18 protein-coding genes are annotated in these 19,617 nt (G+C 71.4%); 8 read left to right on the plus strand and 10 right to left on the minus strand.

What is annotated here, in order from left to right; translation table 11 throughout:
* The first annotated feature begins 135 nt into the window (after window positions 1-135).
* The 3 genes from G6045_RS18910 (at window position 136) to G6045_RS18920 (ending at window position 2,808) form a co-directional block, all read left to right on the plus strand.
* The gene (locus tag G6045_RS18910; RefSeq protein WP_165333171.1) at window positions 136-1,431 is read left to right on the plus strand and encodes a 6-phospho-beta-glucosidase; all 1,296 of its coding nucleotides are present in this window, start codon (window positions 136-138) and stop codon (window positions 1,429-1,431) included.
* 94 nt (window positions 1,432-1,525) lie between these two features.
* Entirely contained in the window at window positions 1,526-1,930 is a 405-nt protein-coding gene (locus tag G6045_RS18915; protein WP_165333172.1) for a hypothetical protein, read from the plus strand.
* A 74-nt stretch (window positions 1,931-2,004) separates the two neighbouring features.
* The gene (locus G6045_RS18920) at window positions 2,005-2,808 is read left to right on the plus strand and encodes an IclR family transcriptional regulator (RefSeq protein ID WP_165333173.1); all 804 of its coding nucleotides are present in this window, start codon (window positions 2,005-2,007) and stop codon (window positions 2,806-2,808) included.
* 45 nt (window positions 2,809-2,853) lie between these two features.
* Here the strand turns inward: G6045_RS18920 and G6045_RS18925 are convergent, their stop codons facing one another.
* The 3 genes from G6045_RS18925 to G6045_RS18935 form a co-directional block, all read right to left on the minus strand.
* Window positions 2,854-3,759: a ribonuclease Z gene (locus G6045_RS18925; protein WP_165333174.1), complete on the minus strand. Its 906-nt coding sequence runs from the start codon at window positions 3,757-3,759 to the stop codon at window positions 2,854-2,856.
* A gap of 32 nt (window positions 3,760-3,791) precedes the next feature.
* Entirely contained in the window at window positions 3,792-4,145 is a 354-nt protein-coding gene (locus G6045_RS18930; protein ID WP_165333175.1) for a histidine triad nucleotide-binding protein, read from the minus strand.
* A 78-nt stretch (window positions 4,146-4,223) separates the two neighbouring features.
* The gene (locus G6045_RS18935; RefSeq protein WP_165333176.1) at window positions 4,224-7,451 is read right to left on the minus strand and encodes a S41 family peptidase; all 3,228 of its coding nucleotides are present in this window, start codon (window positions 7,449-7,451) and stop codon (window positions 4,224-4,226) included.
* Window positions 7,452-7,567: 116 nt separating this feature from the next.
* Here G6045_RS18935 and G6045_RS18940 point away from each other — a divergent pair, with 116 nt between their 5' ends.
* The 3 genes from G6045_RS18940 to G6045_RS18950 all read left to right on the plus strand — a co-directional run bounded on the left by G6045_RS18940 (window position 7,568) and on the right by G6045_RS18950 (window position 9,843).
* A complete protein-coding gene (locus G6045_RS18940) occupies window positions 7,568-8,041 on the plus strand; it encodes a hypothetical protein (protein ID WP_328707824.1) in 474 nt (157 codons plus the stop codon).
* 163 nt (window positions 8,042-8,204) lie between these two features.
* Window positions 8,205-9,056: a DUF1415 domain-containing protein gene (locus tag G6045_RS18945; protein ID WP_165333178.1), complete on the plus strand. Its 852-nt coding sequence runs from the start codon at window positions 8,205-8,207 to the stop codon at window positions 9,054-9,056.
* 31 nt (window positions 9,057-9,087) lie between these two features.
* Window positions 9,088-9,843, plus strand: coding sequence for a hypothetical protein (locus tag G6045_RS18950; protein ID WP_206343903.1), 756 nt, complete (start codon window positions 9,088-9,090; stop codon window positions 9,841-9,843).
* A 58-nt stretch (window positions 9,844-9,901) separates the two neighbouring features.
* On the opposite strand, the gene G6045_RS18955 is transcribed toward G6045_RS18950, so the two are convergent.
* The 5 genes from G6045_RS18955 to hrcA all read right to left on the minus strand — a co-directional run bounded on the left by G6045_RS18955 (window position 9,902) and on the right by hrcA (window position 14,534).
* Entirely contained in the window at window positions 9,902-10,393 is a 492-nt protein-coding gene (locus G6045_RS18955) for a hypothetical protein (protein WP_165333179.1), read from the minus strand.
* A 59-nt stretch (window positions 10,394-10,452) separates the two neighbouring features.
* Window positions 10,453-11,196 carry a 16S rRNA (uracil(1498)-N(3))-methyltransferase gene (locus G6045_RS18960; protein ID WP_165333180.1) on the minus strand — a complete coding sequence of 248 codons (744 nt, stop codon included), beginning with the start codon at window positions 11,194-11,196 and terminating at the stop codon, window positions 10,453-10,455.
* Window positions 11,193-12,266, minus strand: coding sequence for a nitronate monooxygenase (locus G6045_RS18965; protein WP_165333181.1), 1,074 nt, complete (start codon window positions 12,264-12,266; stop codon window positions 11,193-11,195). Before G6045_RS18965 ends, G6045_RS18960 begins: the two co-directional genes overlap by 4 nt.
* A 114-nt stretch (window positions 12,267-12,380) precedes the next feature.
* On the minus strand, window positions 12,381-13,517 hold the full coding sequence (gene dnaJ / locus G6045_RS18970) for a molecular chaperone DnaJ (RefSeq protein ID WP_165333182.1): 1,137 nt from the start codon (window positions 13,515-13,517) through the stop codon (window positions 12,381-12,383).
* Window positions 13,518-14,534, minus strand: a complete 1,017-nt coding sequence (gene hrcA / locus G6045_RS18975; RefSeq protein WP_165333183.1) for a heat-inducible transcriptional repressor HrcA — start codon at window positions 14,532-14,534, stop codon at window positions 13,518-13,520. It abuts the gene before it with no gap.
* Window positions 14,535-14,676: 142 nt separating this feature from the next.
* On the opposite strand from hrcA, the gene G6045_RS18980 reads away from it, so the two are divergent.
* Both G6045_RS18980 and G6045_RS18985 read left to right on the plus strand, forming a co-directional pair.
* Window positions 14,677-15,402, plus strand: a complete 726-nt coding sequence (locus G6045_RS18980; RefSeq protein ID WP_165333184.1) for an MBL fold metallo-hydrolase — start codon at window positions 14,677-14,679, stop codon at window positions 15,400-15,402.
* Window positions 15,403-15,437: 35 nt separating this feature from the next.
* On the plus strand, window positions 15,438-16,253 hold the full coding sequence (locus G6045_RS18985; protein ID WP_165333185.1) for a DUF3097 domain-containing protein: 816 nt from the start codon (window positions 15,438-15,440) through the stop codon (window positions 16,251-16,253).
* A gap of 63 nt (window positions 16,254-16,316) precedes the next feature.
* On the opposite strand, the gene hemW is transcribed toward G6045_RS18985, so the two are convergent.
* Both hemW and G6045_RS18995 read right to left on the minus strand, forming a co-directional pair.
* On the minus strand, window positions 16,317-17,549 hold the full coding sequence (gene hemW, locus G6045_RS18990) for a radical SAM family heme chaperone HemW (RefSeq protein ID WP_165333186.1): 1,233 nt from the start codon (window positions 17,547-17,549) through the stop codon (window positions 16,317-16,319).
* A gap of 139 nt (window positions 17,550-17,688) precedes the next feature.
* The gene (locus G6045_RS18995; protein WP_165333187.1) at window positions 17,689-19,608 is read right to left on the minus strand and encodes a SpoIIE family protein phosphatase; all 1,920 of its coding nucleotides are present in this window, start codon (window positions 19,606-19,608) and stop codon (window positions 17,689-17,691) included.
* Window positions 19,609-19,617: the final 9 nt, after the last annotated feature.

Below are 19,617 nucleotides of genomic sequence, written 5' to 3' on the forward strand. Positions count from 1 at the left end.
GCCCCAGGCGGCCCCCGCCGCCGTCCGGCCGCATGCCGTCGATAGCGCTCACCAGGTGCTCCGTACGAGATGTGCCTGCAGATCCGGCCAGTCTGCCCCAGGGCACTGACATTCTCCTGCGATACGTTCCGTGGCATGAGGCTGACGATTCTTGGTGGCGGCGGATTCCGCGTCCCGCTGGTGTACGGGGCGCTGGTGGGGTCCGAGGTGCGCGAGCTGACGCTGTACGACACGGACCGTACGCGGCTCGACGTGATGCGGTCCGTGATCGAGGGGCTTGGCGCGGACGGTCCTGCGCTGCGGATCGCCGACGATCTGGACGACGCGCTGCGCGGCGCCGACTTCGTGTTCTCGGCGATCCGCGTCGGCGGCACCGCGGGCCGGGTGCGCGACGAACGGGTCCCGCTCGCCGAGGGGGTGCTCGGCCAGGAGACGGTCGGCGCGGGCGGGGTGCTCTACGGGCTGCGGACGATCCCGGTGGCGCTGCGGATCGCCGAGCGCGTCAAGGAGCTCGCGCCCGGCGCCTGGGTCATCAACTTCACCAATCCGGCGGGCATGGTGACCGAGGCGATGGCCTCGGTGCTCGGCGACCGCGTGATCGGCATCTGCGATTCGCCGGTGGGCCTCGTACGCCGTGCGGCGCGCGCCGCGGGAGCGGACCCCGAGGACGTCACGTACGACTATGTGGGCCTCAACCACCTCGGCTGGCTGCGGAAGTTGACCACCTCGGACGGCCAGGACCTGCTGCCCGCACTGCTCGCCGATCCGGAAAGGCTCGGCTCCTTCGAGGAGGGAAGGCTCTTCGGCGCGACGTGGCTGCGCGCCCTCGGCTCGCTGCCCAACGAGTATCTGCACTACTACTACTTCCGCCGCGAGACCCTCGCCTCCGTCGCCGAAGCGGCCGAGACCCGGGGCGAGTTCCTCGACCAGCAGCAGGGCGGGTTCTTCGGCCGCGCGTCCGCCGACCCGTCGAAGGCGTACGACCTGTGGGAGGCGACCCGCCGCGAGCGCGAGTCCACGTACATGGCGGAGTCCCGTGCGGCGAGCGGCGGCTGGGAGCGGGACGCGTGCGATCTGGACGGCGGGGGTTACGACCAGGTGGCGCTGGCCCTGATGCGTGCGCTGTCCTCGGGTGCGGGCGCGCGGCTGATCCTCAACGTGCGCAACAACGGGACCGTGCCCGAACTCCCGGCCGACGCCGTCGTCGAGACGGTCTGCGAAGTGGACGCTTCCGGCGCCCGCCCGCTGCCCTGCGCACCGCTGGGCGCGGCCGAGTTGGGGCTGATGCTGCAGCTCAAGGCGGTGGAGCGGGCGGCGATCGAGGCGGCCGTGTTCAAGGACCGCGACGCGGCGCTGCGGGCGCTCGCCCTGCATCCGCTGGTGGACTCCCCCGCGGTGGCCCTGCGGATTCTGGAGCGGGCGGCGGTGTGACGCGCGGGGAGATCAAATGATTTCACCGCATCGTCAACTTCCCGTAGCGTCGGCTGAGTTGAGATCAATTCATGCCGACGAAAGAGAACCGCAGATGCTGAATGGTCCGATACGCAAGGCCGCCGTCGCCGCTCCGATCGCCGCGCTGATGCTCGCGTTCACACCGGGGGCCGCGTCCGCCCATCACACGGAGTGCGAGGGCAATGTCATCATGCGCATCCCCGCCGGCGACGGCGAGAAGGTGGCGGGCGCCTGTATGGAGCCGCATGGGGAGACCCTGCGGGTACGGGACTACAAGGCGGACGGATACGCGGCCCGCGCGCAGGCGTACCGCAAGGTCCGCGGCGAGTGGGAGAAGGTCGGCGGGGTCTGCTTCGACGACACCAGCACCGGCAACCCCGACCGCTACTGCGACCTCTCGATCGCCGAGACGACCGACGTGAAGATCAAGCTGTGGGAAGGCGCCTACGACATCTGGGGCCCGGTCTTCACCGTCTGACGAGCAAGGGTGGACAGGAGGCCGACGGCCAAGAGCGGCCGGGAGACCGACGGCCACGGATTACGATCACCGACATGCCGCCGGCCGAACCCCCGTCCGAGACCCCCGCAGGCGTACGCGAGGTGAAGTCCGCCGCGCGCACCGTCGAGCTGCTCGAAGTGCTCGCCGCGCGCGGTGACCGTCCCGCGCGCCTGCGGGAGCTGGCCGAGGAGCTGGGGGTGCCGCGCAGCTCGATGTACGCGCTGCTTCAGACGCTGATCGACCGCGGCTGGGTGCGCACCGACACCACGGGTTCGCTGTACGGCATCGGCATCCACGCGCTCCTCACCGGCACCGGTTACCTGGACAGCGATCCGCGGGTACGCGTCGTACGGCCGTATCTCGACGAGGCCTCGGAGGCGCTCGGCGAGACGATCCATCTGGCCCGCCTCGACGGCGCGGACGTGGTGTACCTGGCCACCCGCGAATCCCATGAGTATCTGCGGACGTTCTCGCGCGTGGGCCGCCGGCTGCCCGCCCACGCGGGCGCCCTTGGCAAGGCGCTGCTCGCCGAAGCCGTGGAACAGCGGCTGCCGCGGGGTGAGTTGGCCCAGCTCACGGCCAACACCCACACCAGCGCCGACGCCCTGGCCGCCGAGCTGGCCGAGGTGCGGGCGCGCGGCTATGCGATCGACCGTGAGGAGAGCGTCCTCGGCATCGCGGGCTTCGGCTTCGCGCTGCGCTACGACGAGCCGGCCGTGGACGCGATCAGCTGCTCGGTGCCGCTGGCGCGGCTGACCGAGGAGCACGAGCTGCGGATCGTGGCCGTGATGCGGGAGATCCGTACGAAGATCGAGTCGGCGGCGCCGCGCGCGTCCGGCGCGGCCCAGTGGCGCTGACGGGCGCCTCTCTTCAGTGCCGCTTCCGAACAGCCACCCGTTTCTTCAGTGCCGCTTCGGAACAGCCACCCGCGTCAGATCCGCCGCCACCGTCAGCTCCCCCTCGAACCCGGCAGCCCGCGCCTGCCGTTCGAACTCCCCCGGGTCGGTGTACCGCTGCGAGAAATGCGTCAGTACGAGATGCCGCACCCCGGCCTCCCGGGCGACCGTCGCCGCCTGCCCGGCCGTCAAGTGCCCGTGGTCCTCGGCCAGCCGGACGTCCTCGTCGAGGAAGGTCGACTCGATGACCAGCAGATCGCACCCGACCGCCAGCTCCCCCACCCCGTCGCACAGCCGCGTGTCCATCACGAAGGCGAAGCGCTGCCCGCGCCGCAGCTCGCTGACGTCCGCGAGCGAGACATCGCCGAGCACACCGTCGCGCTGCAGCCGCCCCACGTCGGGGCCCGTGATCCCGCGGGCCCGCAGCTGCTCGGGCAGCATCCGCCGCCCGTCGGGCTCGACGAGCCGGTACCCGAAGGACTCGACGGGATGCGAGAGCCGCCGGGCTTCGAGGCGGTACGCGGACGTCTCGGCCAGCACACCGCCCTCGGCGACCGGCGCCTCCGTGAGCCGTACGGTCTCCCGGTAGGCCGTCGCGTACCGCAGCCGCTCGAAGAAGTGCTGTCCGCTCGCCGGGTAGTGCGCGGTGACGGGGTGCGGCACCCGGTCGAGGTTGATCCGCTGGATGACGCCCGCGAGTCCGAGCGAGTGATCGCCGTGGAAGTGCGTGACGCAGATCCGGTTGAGGTCGTGCGCGGCGACCCCGGCCCGCAGCATCTGCCGCTGGGTGCCCTCGCCCGGGTCGAAGAGGATGCCCTCGCCGTCCCAGCGCAGCAGATAGCCGTTGTGGTTGCGGTGCCGCGTGGGCACTTGGCTCGCGGTGCCGAGCACCACGAATTCCCTTGAGGACAAGGAGACTTGACCGTTCTCTTCCGTGCCGGCCGCTACCCGGGCGGCCACTGCAGACCACGCCCGCCGAGCACGTGGGCGTGCGCGTGGAACACCGTCTGACCGGCCCCGGAGCCGGTGTTGAACACGATCCGGTAGCTGTCCAGCTTCTCGTCGGCCGCGACCTCGCCCGCGTCGCGCAGCACATCGGCGGCGATCGCGGGCTCGGCGGCGGCGAGCGAGGCGGCGTCCGGGTGGTGCACCTTGGGGATCACCAGGACGTGCGTCGGCGCCTGCGGGTTGATGTCCCGGAAGGCGACGGTCGTCTCCGACTCCCGTACGACGGTGGCCGGCACCTCGCCCGCCACGATCTTGCAGAACAGGCAGTCGGCCTGCGGTTCACCAGCCACGGTCGGGTCTCCTGAGGGTCGGCGATCGGTCCGGGAGCATGCTATCCGTGCGGGCGACGGAGGTGCGGACGCAGGCGCTCACGCCAGCTCCGGCAACGCCGGCGGCGCCTTGGCCGGGGTGGCCTCCAGCGCCTCGAGGGCCACCCGTATCGCCGTGTCCAGCTGCGGATCGCGCCCCGCCGCGTAGTCCTGCGGGGCGGTGACCACCTCGATGTCCGGGTCCACTCCGTGGTTCTCGACGCCCCACTCGGAACCCTCCAGCCAGATCGCGTACTTGGGCTGGGTGACGAGCGTGCCGTCGACCAGGCGGTAGCGGCTGTCGATGCCGACGACGCCGCCCCAGGTGCGCGCGCCGACGACGGGGCCGATGCCCAGGGCCTTGATCGCGGCGTTGACGATATCGCCGTCCGAGCCGGAGAACTCGTTGGCGACCGAGACCACCGGGCCGCGCGGGGCGTCCGCCGGATAGCTGAACGGGCGGCGGCCGCGCGGCAGGTCCCAGCCGACGATGCGGCGGGCGAGCTTCTCGACGACGAGCTGGGAGGTGTGGCCGCCGCGGTTCTCGCGCACGTCGACGACCAGGCCCTCGCGGGCGACCTCGACGCGCAGGTCGCGGTGGATCTGGGCCCAGCCCGGTGCCTGCATGTCGGGGACGTGGAGATAGCCGAGGCGGCCGCCCGACCGCTCATGGACGTAGGCGCGGCGGTCGGCGACCCAGGCGTGGTAGCGCAGGGGTTCCTCGTCGGACAGCGGGACGACGACCGCGTGCCGTACGTCGCCGCCGCCGGACGGCGAGACGGTGAGTTCGACGGCCTTGCCGGCCGAGCCGACCAGGAGCGGGCCCGGACCGCGCAGCGGATCCACGGGCCGCCCGTCGACGGCCACCAGGGCGTCGCCCGGGCGGACCGCCGCCCCGGGCGCGGCGAGCGGGGAGCGGGCGTACGGGTCGGAGGTCTCCGAGGGCAGGATGCGGTCGATCCGCCACAGCCCGTCCTCGTGCCGGGAGATGTCCGCGCCGAGCAGGCCCTGGCGTGTATCGGATGAGCCGTAGCCGCCGCCCGGGGCGACGTACGCGTGCGATGTGCCCAGTTCGCCGTGCACCTCCCACAGGAGGTCGACCAGGTCGTCGTGGGTGGCTACGCGTTCGAGGACCGGGCGGTAGCGGTCGAGCACACCGTCCCAGTCGATGCCGCCGAGGTCGGGGCGCCAGAAGTTCTGGCGCATCAGGCGGCCGGTCTCCTCGTACATCTGCCGCCATTCCGCGGCCGGTTCGATCTGCTGGCGGATCCGGGTCAGATCGACGGTGATGTTGGAGTCGCTGCTGTCGTCGGAGGAGGGGCGGCGGTCGCTGGGGATCACCTTCAGGACATCGCCGGTGTGCAGCAGGACGCGTTTGCCGTCGCCGGTGACAGTGAAGTGGTGGGCGTCGGAGGCGAGTTCCTCGATCTGCTGCTGTGCGAGGTCGTAGCGCTCCAGGTCGGTACGCGGGCCCGGGTCGTCGGGGGTGGCGCGGGAGACGCCGAGTGCGCCGCGTACCGGGTGGCGCAGCCACAGGACACCGTCCTTGGCGGCGCGCAGCGTCGAGTAGCGGGCGGCCTCGACGGGGAAGGCGATGATGCGGTCGGCGAGTCCGTCGAGGTCGATCCGGGTCGCGGGCTGATCGTCGCCCGGCACCTCCTCGCTCTTCTCGGTGGACTCGAAGGGGCGGCCGTGGCGCTGCGGTCCGAAGGGGGACGGGGTGGTCGCGGCGAGCGTGATCAGGTGCGGACGGCAGGCGCCGACGAAGGCGAGGTCGAAGACATGGGCGTCGTAGACCGGGTCGAAGGAGCGCTCGGAGAGGAACGCGAGGTGCTTGCCGTCGAGCGTGAAGGCCGGTGAGAAGTCGCGGAAGCGCAGCGGTGTCGCCTCGGTGACGGACAGGTCGGCGGTGTTGGCGAGCTTCAACTGCCGCAGCGGGGACGGGCCCGCGTGGGACCAGGCGAGCCAGGCCGAGTCGGGCGAGAAGACAAGACCGGTCGCGTCGCCGTCCTCGCTGCGGTCGACCTCGCGCACCTCGCCGCTCTCGCGGTCGACGAGCAGCACCCGGCCGTCGTGCGCGGCGACGGCGGCGCGGCTGCCGTCGGGGGCCATCGCGAGCGAGAGCACCCGCCCCAACTGCCCCGCGGCGACCCGTCGTACGGACGCACCGGTGGCCACCCCGGCGGCGGGCGCGAACTCCAGGGCGTCCTCGCCCTCGGCGTCCGTCACCCAGACGACGTGCTCCTCGCCGCTGACCCGGAAGGTCCGCGGCAGCCGGGCCCGTACCCCGGGAGTGGACGCCAGCGCCCGGGCGGGTCCCTCGCGGTGGGTCACCCAGTGGATCGAGCCGCGTACGGAGACGGCGCTGCCCCGGCCCGTGTGGTCGGGGGCGGTCGCGCCGAGGAAACGATCCGCCTTGACGGGGTGCGGCTGCAGATCCACCCGCTGCCCGCCGAGCCGGACGTCGAGCGGCCGCGGCTCGCTGCCGTCCAGGGCGTCGACGACCCACAGCCGACCGGCACTTGTGTACACGACCCGCTGTCCGTCGGTCGCCGCGTGGCGGGCGTAGAAGCCGTCCTCGGGCGTGTGCCGCGTGAGCCCGGATCCGTCCGGCAGCGAGGAGTAAAGCGCTCCGACGCCCTCATGGTCGGACAGGAACGCGATCCGCTCCCCCACCCACAGCGGGTACTCGAGATTCCCGTCCAACTCCTCGTGTACACGGGTGAATTCACCGGTCCCGTCGGCCGAGGTGTCGATCCACAGCTTCCCCGCCGTGCCACCGCGGTAGCGCTTCCAGTACGCGGCCTCGCGCCCCATCGACACGGAGACGAGCAGCACCTGCCCGTCGGGCCCCCAGGCCACATCGCCGACCGGCCCGTACGGCAGCCGGGTCGCGGGCCCGCCGTCCAGCGAGACGTCCCAGGCCCACTGGCGGCGCAGTGAGGCCTGGCCGTGGGTGGTGACGGCGAGGACGCCGCCGCCGGGAGTCCAGCCGCGGACCGAGGTCTTGTTGCTGCCCCAGTGCGTCAGGCGCTCCGCCCGCCCGCCGTCGACGGGCGCGTAGTGCACCTCGGGCGCACCGTCCCGGTACGAGGTCCAGGCGACGTGGCGGCCGTCCGGGGATATCCGCGGATGACTCACGGGCATGTTGTCGGCACTGACCCGCCAGGCGCGACCGCCCTCCAGCGGTGCGATCCAGACGTCGTCCTCTGCGGTGAAGGCGACCAACTCGCCTCGGACGTGCGGGAATCGAAGATACGAAGGATTCGAGGGCTGCGTCACGTCCACACCTTAAGCAGGGCCTCTACCGCTCCGGGAGCCACAGTGGGAACCTGTCTCGTATGGGCGCATTGAGGCGTTTACGTGATCGCCGGGTCTTGGCGGCGACCGGGGCGGTGGCGGCCGTGGCCTTGGGAGTTGCGGCCTGCTCGCCCCTGGACGGGCAGCTCAGCACGGTCGGTGTGTCGATCACCACGGACCAGAAGGGCACCGACGCCCTGGAGAAGAAGGGCATCGACGTCCAGTGGCTCAGCTGCACCTCGTCCTTCGGCGAGGGCGGCGGCACCCCGGACTCCGCCAAGTCCCCTTCCGTACGCAGCGTCGCGACGGTCGACTGCGAAGGCAGGACCAAGGACGGCCGCGAGATCACCCTGACCGGGAAGGTGACCGAGGAGCGCAGCGGTGCCTGCGTACGGGGTGATCTGACCGCGAAGGTCGCGGGCAAGACCGTGCTGCAGGCCGATGTGCTCGGCAACTGCGCGGACGCCAAGCCGACCTCACGTCCACCGGGGAACGGGAACGGCCCGCAGCCGACGGTCACGGTGACGACGACGGTGACCGTGTATCCGCCGACCTGCGACTGCCGTCCCGGAAAGTAGCCGTCACACCACCCATGGCCTGAACCTTACGGAATGGCCGATTCACCATAACTCCTGTGTGAAGCACGCACCTTGTCGTGCAAGCTGTTGCCCGAACGGACCGCCGAGGCACACTCGGCGCCATTCTCGCGCGGACCGCACGCGCCGGGGACAGGAGGCCGCCATGGCCGTACGCCACCAAGCGGAGAAGATCGGTCTCGCCGTGACGACCGCGGCCGGACCGCTGACGATCCTGGCCGACGTCCTGGGGCTGCTCGACGAGGTCGCACCCAACGGCATCCAGATGGTCACCCTGCTGATCCTCACTTCCGTCACGGTGTTCCTGCTCCTGGAAGTACGGCGCTTCGAGGTGCTCGACAACGTCGACCGGCGTCTGGAACGCCTGGACGTCGAGGCCACCGCGGAGCGCCTCAAGGATCTGCACTACGGCGGTGTGGTCCAGGTGCACCCGGAGTTTCCCGCCACCCATGTGAAGGCGCTGGTGCGTGAGGCCCGCCAGGAGGTCGCGGTCCTTCAGACCTTCATCCCCAACCTCCGTTCCCTGCTCGACGAATGCCAGGAAGCCATCAGCCGGAACGAGGCGAGGGTGCGGATCCTGCTGCTGCTCCCGACGTCCTCCGTCGTCTCCTTGCGCCAGGAGGTGCTGCGCGAGGCGGGCGGAACCGCGGCCGAGAACCGTGACGTCCGAGCGGATATCGAGCGCAACCTCAGTGACCTGGGGCAGCTCCACGCGCGCCTGCCCGTGCGGGCCCAGAGGCGTTTGGAGGTACGTGTCTACAACTCGCTGCCGTCCATGGCCGTGTACCGGGCCGACAGCCGCTACCTGGTCAGCTCCTTCGTGCACAGCGGGCTCGCCATCGACTCCCCGCAGACCGAGATCCACGGCACCGAGTCGGTGCGGGGCGCCGAGGTGCAGCGCGAGTTCGACACCCTGTGGCGCATGGGCAGGACCGTCGACCTGGACGACTGGGAGCTCTCGATCAACCTCATGGACTTCACCAATACCGGCGCCTGACCGGCGCGTCCCACCGAAAGGCCGCACCACCATGCACCAGCCCACCGCACTGCGGGGAATCGAGGCGCTCGACGCCTTCGAGGACGATCTCATCGCCCGGTACCGAGCGCATCCGGTCCTCGCGGACACCGCCCGGCTCTCCGACGACGGCCTCAAGCAGATCCTGCTCCAGCGGCGCTTCGTGTCGCTCGCCTTCACTCCGGCCTACGACCTGGCGATCGATCTGCTGCGCGACAACGAGGCGCTGCGTATCGCCCGGGTCATCCTGCGCGAGGAGTATCCGGGCGGGACGGGCACCACCCGCTCGCACCGCGAGGACATGATCGAGGACATGCTCCGACTGGGCGTCTCGCGGGACGAGTTGGCGGCTTCAAGGCCCACTCCGGCCACGCTGGAGGCGGTGACCGCGGCGTTCACGCTGATCGCCGAGGCGGGCGAGCACGAGGACGCCGACCTGCGGTTGCTCACCATCCTGCGCTTCTGGGGCGAGATCCTGGTCTCCACCGAATACGTCCAGCTGTGGCCCCGGATCGGCCCGCTGCTCACCGAGGACGGACGCAACCGCTCACGCTTCTACTACCCGCATCTGCTGCACGACGCGAAGGCGCATCCCCTGGCGACGGTCTCTCTTCGCTCCACGACGCATGCGGACAAGCTCGCGCACCGGCTGCACTCCCTGCTCACGTGCGCGGAGCCCGGTGCGGCCGCGGCGGCCTTCCGCGCGGAGGAGGAGCGGTCGCTGGCGGTCAAGACACGCTTCTACGACCAGTTCCTGCCGGTGAGTTGAGGTCGGTGAGTTGAGGTCGGTGAGTCGAGGCCGGTGAGTCGAGGCCGGCGCCAGGCGCTCAGGAGAACCCGCCGGCCAGGAACACGATCCCCAGGGCGATCAGCACAGCGGCCGCGATCCCACCGCCGGCGTACCCGAGGATCTTCGCCACCCGGGCGGAGGCGGGCGCCTGCTCCTGCCAGCCCAGTTCCGCGGCGACGGCCCGGACAAGCCGGTGTCCGTCGGCCGAGTTGAAGGACCGTCGCCGCGAACCGTCCATGGCGGCGCCGAACACGCGGTAGCGGGCGCGGCCCCGCTCCACCGTCGACCCCCACTGCCCGGCCGGTCCGCGCTGCCGCATACGGACGACGTCGGTGATCGTGCAGGTGTTCAACTCCGGCCGCAGCACCACCTCATAGGTGTGCCGCCGCTGCCTGTACGGCGACGGCTCCGGGACCTCCACGGTGAGGTCGAAGCCCCGTTCCGTACGCCGCCACTCGTACGCGGCGTCGGCCGCACCCCTCACGCGGGCACAGAACTCCTCCACGTCGGCACCGCTGCGGTGCACCATTCGCGTTCAGCCCCCATCGATCCTCGGAGACAGGTTCTTACGGGAAAAAACCCCGAACCCTATCCCCAGCGCCCGGTCCGCCCCAGCAGCAGCGCCGCCGCCGCCGTCCCGGCCGTCGACGTCCGCAGCACACTCGGCCCGAGCCGATACGGCTTCGCACCCGCGGCGGCGAACGCCTCCAACTCCTGCGGGGACACGCCCCCTTCGGGCCCGACGACCAGGACGATCGACCCGGCCGAGGGCAACGAGGCCGAGGCAAGCGGCTCGCTGCCTTCCTCATGCAGTACGGCGGCGAAGTCGGCCGAAGCCAGAACCGCAGCCACCTGCTTGGTGGTGGCGAGCTCGGCGACCGAAGGGAACCGCAACCGCCGCGACTGCTTCCCCGCCTCCCGCGCCGTCGCCCGCCACTTGTTCAGCGCCTTGGCCCCCCGCTCGCCCTTCCACTGCGTGATGCAGCGCGACGCGGCCCACGGCACGATCCCGTCGACCCCCGTCTCGGTCATGATCTCGACGGCGAGCTCACCGCGGTCGCCCTTCGGCAGCGCCTGCACGACGGTGATCCGCGGACTCGGCTCGGGCTCCACCGGAAACTCGAACGCCTCGACGAGCAGCGTGTCCTTGCCCTCCGTACGCAGCACGGTCCCGGCCGCCGCCCGCCCCTGCCCGTCGGTGAGCACGATCTCCTCACCGGCCCCCAGCCTGCGCACGGATACGGCATGCCGGCCCTCGGGCCCGTCCAGGGTGAGCACGACACCGGGCCCGGCCCCTTCGAGGGACTCGACCACGAACACAGGGGCGGTCACGCCGCACCCCGTGCACCCAGCGAGGCGGCCGCGGACCGGTACTCGGCGGCGAGCACCTCGACCAGCTGCCCCGCGGGCAACTCCCTTGCCATCCGGTGCCCTTGACCGGCCCACAGCGCCATGCCCTGCGCGTCCCCGGCCTTCGCGGCGGCCTTGCGCAGCCCGCTCGTGAGGTGGTGCACCTGCGGATACGCGGCCGGTGCGTAGGGCCCGTGCTCGCGCAGGAACCGGTTGACCAGGCCACGGGCGGGCCGCCCGGAGAAGGCGCGGGTCAGTTCCGTCCGTACGAACAAGGGGTTGGTCATGGCCTGCTTGTGCAGCACATTGGCGCCGGACTCCGGGCACACCAGGAACGCCGTGCCCAGCTGCGCCATGTCCGCCCCGGCCGCGAGCGCCGCCGCGATCTGCCCGCCGCGCATCAGACCGCCCGCGGCGATGATCGGCAGCTGTACGGTCTCGCGCACCTGCGTGATCAGGGAAAGGAGACCGATCCCCGCGCCGTCCGTCTCCGGATTGTCGCGATGCGTCCCCTGGTGGCCGCCGGCCTCGATGCCCTGTACGCACACCGCGTCGGCGCCCGCCCACTGCGCGGCCTGCGCCTCTTCGGGCGAGGTGACGGTGACGACGCTGTACGTACCGACGCGGGCCAGCGCGTCGAGCACATCGCGGCTCGGGCAGCCGAAGGTGAAGGAGACGAGCGTCACCGGATCGTCGAGCAGGATCGCCAGCTTGGCGTCGAAGCCGTCGTCCAGATTGGAGTCCGGGTCGCCCAGCGGGGTCTCGTACCAGGCGGCCTCACCGGCGAGCTGCGCGGCGTACACCAGGACCGCGGACTTGTCGCCGAGCTCGGGCTGCGGCATGAACAGATTCACGCCGAACGGCTGCCCGGTCAGCCCGCGCAGCTGCTTGATCTCCTGGTACATCCCGTCGGCGGTTTTGTACCCGGCGGCGAGGAAACCGAGCCCGCCGGCCTCGGACACGGCAGCGGCCAGCGAAGGGCAGGAGGCGCCACCCGCCATGGGGGCCTGCACGATCGGATGGGGGCAGAGATCGGTCAGTGCGGTGGACATGACGGCATCGTGCCACGTCCGCCGTTCCCGGCTAAATCGAGCCGTCCCCCGTCCCGCACACGAAGAACTCGGCCCCTCCCGAGGGAGGAACCGAGCTCGTCATACGTACGGAATTCAGCGCCCGTTGAAGGCGTCCTTCAGCCGCGAGAACAGGCCCTGCTGCCCCGGCTGGAACTGCCCGGTGGGCCGCTCCTCACCGCGCAGCACCGCCAGCTCCCGAAGGAGCCGCTCCTGCTCGGCGTCGAGCTTGGACGGCGTCATGACCTCGACGTGCACGATGAGGTCACCGCGACCGCCGCCGCGCAGATGTGTCACACCACGGCCGTGCAGCGGAACCGACTGCCCGGACTGGGTGCCGGGCCGGATGTCGATCTCTTCCAGTCCGTCGAGCGTCTCAAGGGGCACCTTCGTGCCGAGCGCGGCCGCCGTCATCGGAATGGTCACTGTGCAGTGCAGATCGTCACCACGCCGCTGGAACACCGGATGCGGCAGCTCGTGGATCTCGACGTAGAGGTCGCCGGCGGGACCGCCACCGGGGCCCACCTCGCCCTCGCCGGCGAGCTGGATCCGCGTGCCGTTGTCGACACCGGCCGGGATCTTCACGGTCAGGGTCCGCCGCGACCGTACGCGACCGTCGCCGGCGCACTCCGGACACGGGGTCGGAACAACGGTCCCGAAGCCCTGGCACTGCGGGCACGGCCGCGAGGTCATGACCTGACCGAGGAAGGACCGCGTGACCTGCGAGACCTCACCGCGACCGCGGCACATGTCACAGGTCTGCGCGGAGGTGCCGGGAGCGGCGCCCTCGCCGGAACACGTCGTACAGACAATGGCCGTATCGACCTGAATGTCCTTCGTGGTCCCGAACGCGGCCTCGTCCAGCTCGATCTCGAGCCGGATCATGGCGTCCTGGCCACGGCGCGTACGGGAACGGGGCCCGCGCTGGGACGCCGTACCGAAGAACGCGTCCATGATGTCCGAGAAGTTTCCGAACCCGCCCTGTCCGAAGCCGCCCGCGCCACCGCCGCCGGAGGCCGACAAGGGGTCGCCGCCGAGGTCGTAGACCTGCTTCTTCTGCGGGTCCGAGAGCACCTCGTAAGCGGCGTTGATCTCCTTGAACCGCTCCTGGGTCTTCGGATCGGGGTTCACATCCGGGTGCAGCTCGCGAGCGAGCCTCCGGAAGGCCTTCTTGATCTCGTCCTGGGAAGCGTCGCGGCGCACGCCGAGTACGGCGTAATAGTCCGTGGCCACTTACGACTCCGCCAGGATCTGTCCGACGTAACGTGCCACTGCGCGTACTGCTCCCATCGTTCCGGGGTAATCCATGCGGGTCGGTCCGACCACGCCGAGCTTGGCGACTGCTTCGCCGCCCGAACCGTAGCCGACCGAGACGACCGACGTGGAGTTGAGCCCCTCGTGGACGTTCTCATGCCCGATACGTACGGTCATGCCCGGGTCCTTGGCCTCGCCGAGCAGCTTGAGGAGCACGACCTGCTCCTCGAGCGCTTCGAGCACCGGCCGGATCACGAGCGGGAAATCGTGCCCGAAGCGCGTGAGATTGGCGGTGCCGCCGATCATCAACCGCTCTTCGGACTCCTCGACCAGTGTTTCGAGGAGCGTGGCGAGCACGGTCGCCACCGTCCCCTGATCGTCCCGGTCGAAGGACTCGGGCAGATCCTGGACGAGCTGCGGTACGTCGGAGAACCGGCGTCCCGCGACTCTGCTGTTGAGCCGGGCCCTGAGGTCCGCGAGCGAGGCCTCGCCGAACGGCGCGGGGCAGTCGACGTGCCGCTGCTCGACCCGCCCTGTGTCCGTGATCACCACGAGCATCAGGCGTGCGGGCGCGAGCGCGAGCAGTTCCACATGCCGCACCGTGGACCTGGTCAGGGACGGGTACTGCACGACGGCGACCTGCCGTGTCAGCTGCGCGAGCAGCCGCACGGTACGTCCCACGACGTCGTCGAGGTCGACGGCACCGTCCAGGAAGTTCTGGATGGCGCGCCGCTCCGGAGCCGACAGCGGCTTGACGCCCGCCAGCTTGTCGACGAAGAGCCGGTAGCCCTTGTCGGTCGGGATCCGCCCGGCACTCGTATGAGGCTGGGCGATGAACCCCTCGTCCTCGAGCGCGGCCATGTCATTGCGTACGGTCGCGGGCGAGACCCCGAGCTTGTGCCGCTCGGTCAGCGCCTTGGAGCCGACCGGCTCCTCGGTGCCGACATAGTCCTGGACGATGGCGCGCAGCACCTCGAGCCTGCGTTCACTGAGCATCCGCGCACCTCCAGCTGTCGTTCCCGAACCGGCCGTCTGGCACTCATGACGCACGAGTGCCAGCAAAGCTTCTGGTCAGTGTACGGCCGTCGGTAGGCGCCCTAGCAAGGCCGACCACCTCTGATGCGGTTAGCGTCACGGTATGACCTTCAGTTGGGAAGAGTTCGGCTGGGAAGAGCTTGCCGACGGGATCGGCCGCAGGCGGCTCCCGGTGTGGGACGCGACCGTGGCACTCGTCGCCGGGCCGTCCGGCGCGCTGCTCTTCGACACCGGCTCGTCGCTGCGCGAGGGTGCCGAGATCCGCACACAGGTCCAGGCGTTGCTCGGCGGCCGGCGTGTGACCCATATCGTCCTCAGCCACCCGCATTTCGACCATGTCCTCGGTACGGGGGCGTTCGCCGGAGCGCAGATCTACGCCGCCGCCGGCATGGAGAAGGCCCTGGCCGCGGACGGCCGCGAGGAACTCCGCCTCGACGCCGTACGCCAGGGCCTGTCCGAATCCGAGGCGACCTCGGCCACGGACGTGGTCATCCGCCCACACCACCTGATCACCCGTGAGTGGACGGTCGACCTGGGAGGCGGGCGCGAGGTGCGCCTCTGTGTCGTGGGCCCCGCCCACTCCCCGTACGACATGGCGGCCTGGATCCCGGACGCGGGGATCCTCCTTGCGGGCGACCTGATCGAGGAGTCGGGCGAACCGCAGGCGGGCCCGGACGCCACCTCGTCCCGCTGGCCCCTCGCGCTCGACCGCCTGCTCGCGCTGGGCGGACCGGACGCGCGCTACGTCCCCGGGCACGGTTCAGTGGTCGATGCGGCCTTTGTCCGCGCACAGCGCGACGCCCTCGCCGCACTGCACGGCGTGTCATAGCCCGACCGGCCCACCCTTTTCCTATCGTCGGCCGAATGCGCAGCTACAGCCCCGACCTCACCCCGCCGTGGAAGAAGCCGAAGCCGGTCCCGACCGTGGAGGCGACGACGGACCTTGTCGTCGAGGAGGTGTCGACGGGCTTCTGCGGAGCGGTCATCCGCTGCGAGGCGAACACGGTCACGCTGGAGGACCGCTTCGGCAAGCACCGGGTGTTCCCGCTCGACCCCCGCGGCTTCCTGCTCGACGGCAAGGTGGTGACCCTGACCCGCCCGGCCGCCCCTGCTCCGGTACGCCGGGATCGCACCGCATCGGGTTCGGTCGCGGTACCGACGGCCCGCGCCCGGGTGGCGAGGGCCGGCCGCATCTATGTCGAGGGCCGGCACGACGCGGAGCTGGTCGAGCGGGTCTGGGGCGACGACCTGCGCATCGAGGGCGTCGTCGTCGAGTACCTCTCGGGCATCGACGACCTGCCCGCCATCGTCGCGGACTTCGCTCCCGGCCCGGACGCCCGCCTCGGCATCCTGGTCGACCACTTGGTCCCCGGCTCGAAGGAGTCCCGCATCGCGGCCTCGGTCACGGGCTCGCACGTCCTGGTGGCCGGCCACCCGTACATCGACGTCTGGGAGGCGGTGAAGCCGTCCTCGGTGGGCATCGCGGCATGGCCCCGAATCCCGCACGGCGAGGACTGGAAGACGGGCGTCTGCCGCGCGCTCGGCTGGCCCGAGAACACGGGCGCGGCCTGGCAGCACATCCTGTCGAAGGTGACGTCCTACAAGGACCTGGAGCCGGAACTCCTGGGCCGGGTCGAGGAACTCATCGACTTCGTGACCACCAGCCCGTCCGGCGTTTGAGGACATCCGAACGAAGTCCGGATGCGGGGGCCTGGGGCGGAGCCCCGCCCGAATCAGCCCGCCTCAGTCCACCAGGTCCCGCACCACCGCATCCGCCAACAGCCGCCCCCGCAGGGTCAGTACGGCCCGCCCCTCCTCGTAGGGGACGGGATCGAGCAGCCCGTCCTCCAGAGCACGGCGGGAAGCCGCGAGGCCGGCCGGCTTGAGCAAGGAGAGGGGGCACCCCTCGAGAAGCCGCAGCTCGAGCAGCACCCGCTCGACCCGCCGGTCCTCCGCCGAGAGCAGCTCACGCCCGGCCCCGGGCGACGAACCGGCCGCGAGCCGGGACGCGTACGCACCGGGGTGCTTCACGTTCCACCAGCGCACCCCGCCCACGTGGGAGTGGGCGCCGGGCCCCGCACCCCACCAGTCCGCGCCCCGCCAGTACAGCTCGTTGTGCAGACAGCGCGCCGCCTGGGACGTGGCCCAGTTGGAGACCTCGTACCAGTGGAAGCCCGCGGACGAGAGCACGGAGTCCGCCATCAGATAGCGGTCCGCGTGGACGTCGTCGTCCGTCATCGGGATCTCGCCCCGGCGGATCCGCCGGGCCAGCTGGGTCCCTTCCTCGACGATCAGGGCGTACGCGGAGACGTGGTCGGGACCCGCACCGAGCACGGCGTCCAGGGACGCGCGCCAGTCGTCGTCGCTCTCCCCCGGCGTGCCGTAGATCAGGTCGAGGTTGACGTGCTCGAAGCCCTCGGCCCGCGCCTCGGCGACGCACGCCTCGGGACGACCGGGCGTATGCGTACGGTCGAGGATCTGCAGCACGTGCTGCCGGGCGCTCTGCATGCCGAAGGAGACCCGGTTGTAGCCGCCGGCCCGCAGCGCGGCCAGATACGCGGGGTCGACCGAGTCCGGATTGGCCTCGGTGGTGACCTCGGCCCCGTCCGCGAGCCCGAACTCGTCACGGATCGCGCCGAGGATCCGTACGAGATCGGCGGCGGGCAGCAGCGTCGGCGTACCGCCTCCGACGAAGACGGTCTCGACGGCCCGCGGGTCGTCCCCGAGCACCTTGCGCGCGAGCCGGATCTCGTCGATCAGGGTGTCGGCGTAGTTGTCGCGCGAGGCGAGCACGCCACCGGATCCGCGCAGCTCACCGGCGGTGTACGTGTTGAAGTCGCAGTAGCCGCAGCGGGTGGCGCAGTACGGCACGTGGACGTAGAACCCGAGGGGCCGCGCGGCGCTCCCGGCGAGCGCGGAGGCGGGCAGCGCCCCGTCGTCGGGCACGGGTTCCCCGTCGGGAAGAGCAGAAGGCATACCCCTATTGTCCCGGACGCCGAAAGCCCACGGCCCCACGAGCCGGCCGGCTCACGATCCGACCGGCTCACGATCCGACCGGCTCACGATCCGACCGGCCCACAAGCCGGCCGGCCCACAAGCCGGCCGGCCCCCGCCCTCACCGAGCCTGCAACACCAGCACCGCCAGATCGTCATCCACCGGCGTCTGCGCGAAGTCATGCACCAGGCGCCGGATCCGCTCCGCCACCATCGCCGCAGACAGCCCACCGCACTCGGCGAGCGCGTTGGCCAGCCCGTCCCCGTCGTCCAGCATCCGCAGCCCCGAGCGCCGCTCCGTGACCCCGTCCGTCACGCACAGGAGCGTCTCGCCCGAGCCCAGGACGAACGACTCGCTCGAGTACTCCGGCTCGTCGAGCACCCCGAGGAGCACCTGCGGCCCGGCGGCCGGCCGCACCTCGCCGTCCGGGCTGAGCAGCAGCGGCAGCGGGTGTCCGGCGCACGCGAGAGTGCAGCGCACCCCTTCCGGAGAGGGTTCGAGCTCCCCGTACAGAAGGGACAGGAAGCGCGTGGGAGAGCCGTCACCGGACAGGTCGCCCATGCCCGCCGCCGCGACCGCACGCGCCGCCGAGTCCGCCGCCTCCATCGCGTCGTCGAGCAGCAGCCGGTTGAGGCGGTCGAGCACGTCGGAGACCTGGTAGCCCTCGCGGGCGAGCAGCCGCAGCCAGGGGCGGGCGAGCCCGGTGACGACGGCGGCCTCCGGACCGTTTCCGCAGACATCGCCGAGGGCGAAGCACCAACGGCCGTCGCCCGCCGGGAAGATGTCGTAGAAGTCGCCGCCCGCGAGCCCGTTGTCCCGCGGCTCGTACACCAGGGCGCTCTCCACGCCCGGCACTTCGGCCATCGAGCTGGGCAGCAGCCCGCGCTGCAGGACCCGGCTGATGGTGGCCTGGCGCGAGTACTGGCGGGCCGCGCCGATCGCCAGGGCCACCCTGCGGCTGAAGTCCTCGAGGAGTCCGGTGACTTCGTCGGGGAAGCGCATCAGCCCGGTCCGCCCGAGCAGCAGCGTGCCGAGCGCGCGGCCGCCGGCGACCAGGCGGTACGCGAGCGCCGTACCGGAGGTGTCGCCGATGCCTTCGAAGGGCCACGGCACCGGGACGGGGCCGCCGTGCAGCGGGCCCGGGATGACCGGGAGGTCCTTCTCCAGTACGCGGCGCAGTTCCTCGATCCGGGATTCGCTGTGGTGCCAGACGCGGGCGAGCCGGGGCGCGGTGGGCCCGGTGCCGCGGCCGTGCCGGTCGGCCTCGTCGTTGAGCCAGACCGCGCACCAGTCGGCGAGCCGGGGCACGAGGAGCTGCCCGGCCAGGGCCGCCACCATCTCCTCGTCGAGCTGTCCTGCGAGCAGATCGGAGGCCTCGGCGAGGAAGGCGAGCGCCCCGCGATTGCCCCAATCGCCTTGTTCGCGGGACTTCTTGGGGCCCGGCGAGAGGATGTCGGCGACGCGCAGCCCGCGCTGCAGTGCCTGCTCCCCCGCGTACGCCTCGATCTGCTGGGCCGCGTCCACGCCGTCCACGGGCAGGCGCGCCCAGACGGTCTTGTTGCCGGGGCGGTACGTGATGCCCCAGGACTCGGAGAGGCAGGCGACGAGTTGCAGCCCGCGGCCGTACTCGGCGAGGCCGCCCTGCGGCTGGCCGCCGGTCTCTCCGTGGACGGCCCGGCCGGGGTGGTGGTCGCACACCTCGATGACCACGGCCGCGCCCTCGTCCAGATCTCCGTCGGCGGCCAGGACCGCCTCCATCCGGCAGACGACCTCGACATGCGTGCCCGCGTGGACGACGGCGTTGGTGACGAGTTCGCTGACGAGGACGACGGCGTCGTCGGCGAGCCGCTCGGTCAGACAGGCCGACACGGGGATGCCGGCCTCGGTCCAGTCGGCGAAGGCCGCGCGGACGAAGCGGCGCGCGGCGGCCGGCGCCAGGGGGTTGCCCGGCAGCGAGGTACTGGCATGGGCGCCATCCGCAGGCCTCAGCGGAGCATGGGCGGCTGAGGTGACTGGGCGGAATACGTTCTCCCGCTGCATTGGAATGGA

Source organism: Streptomyces mesophilus, from assembly GCF_011044995.1.
In the GTDB taxonomy this organism is placed as follows: Bacteria; Actinomycetota; Actinomycetes; order Streptomycetales; family Streptomycetaceae; genus Streptomyces; species Streptomyces mesophilus.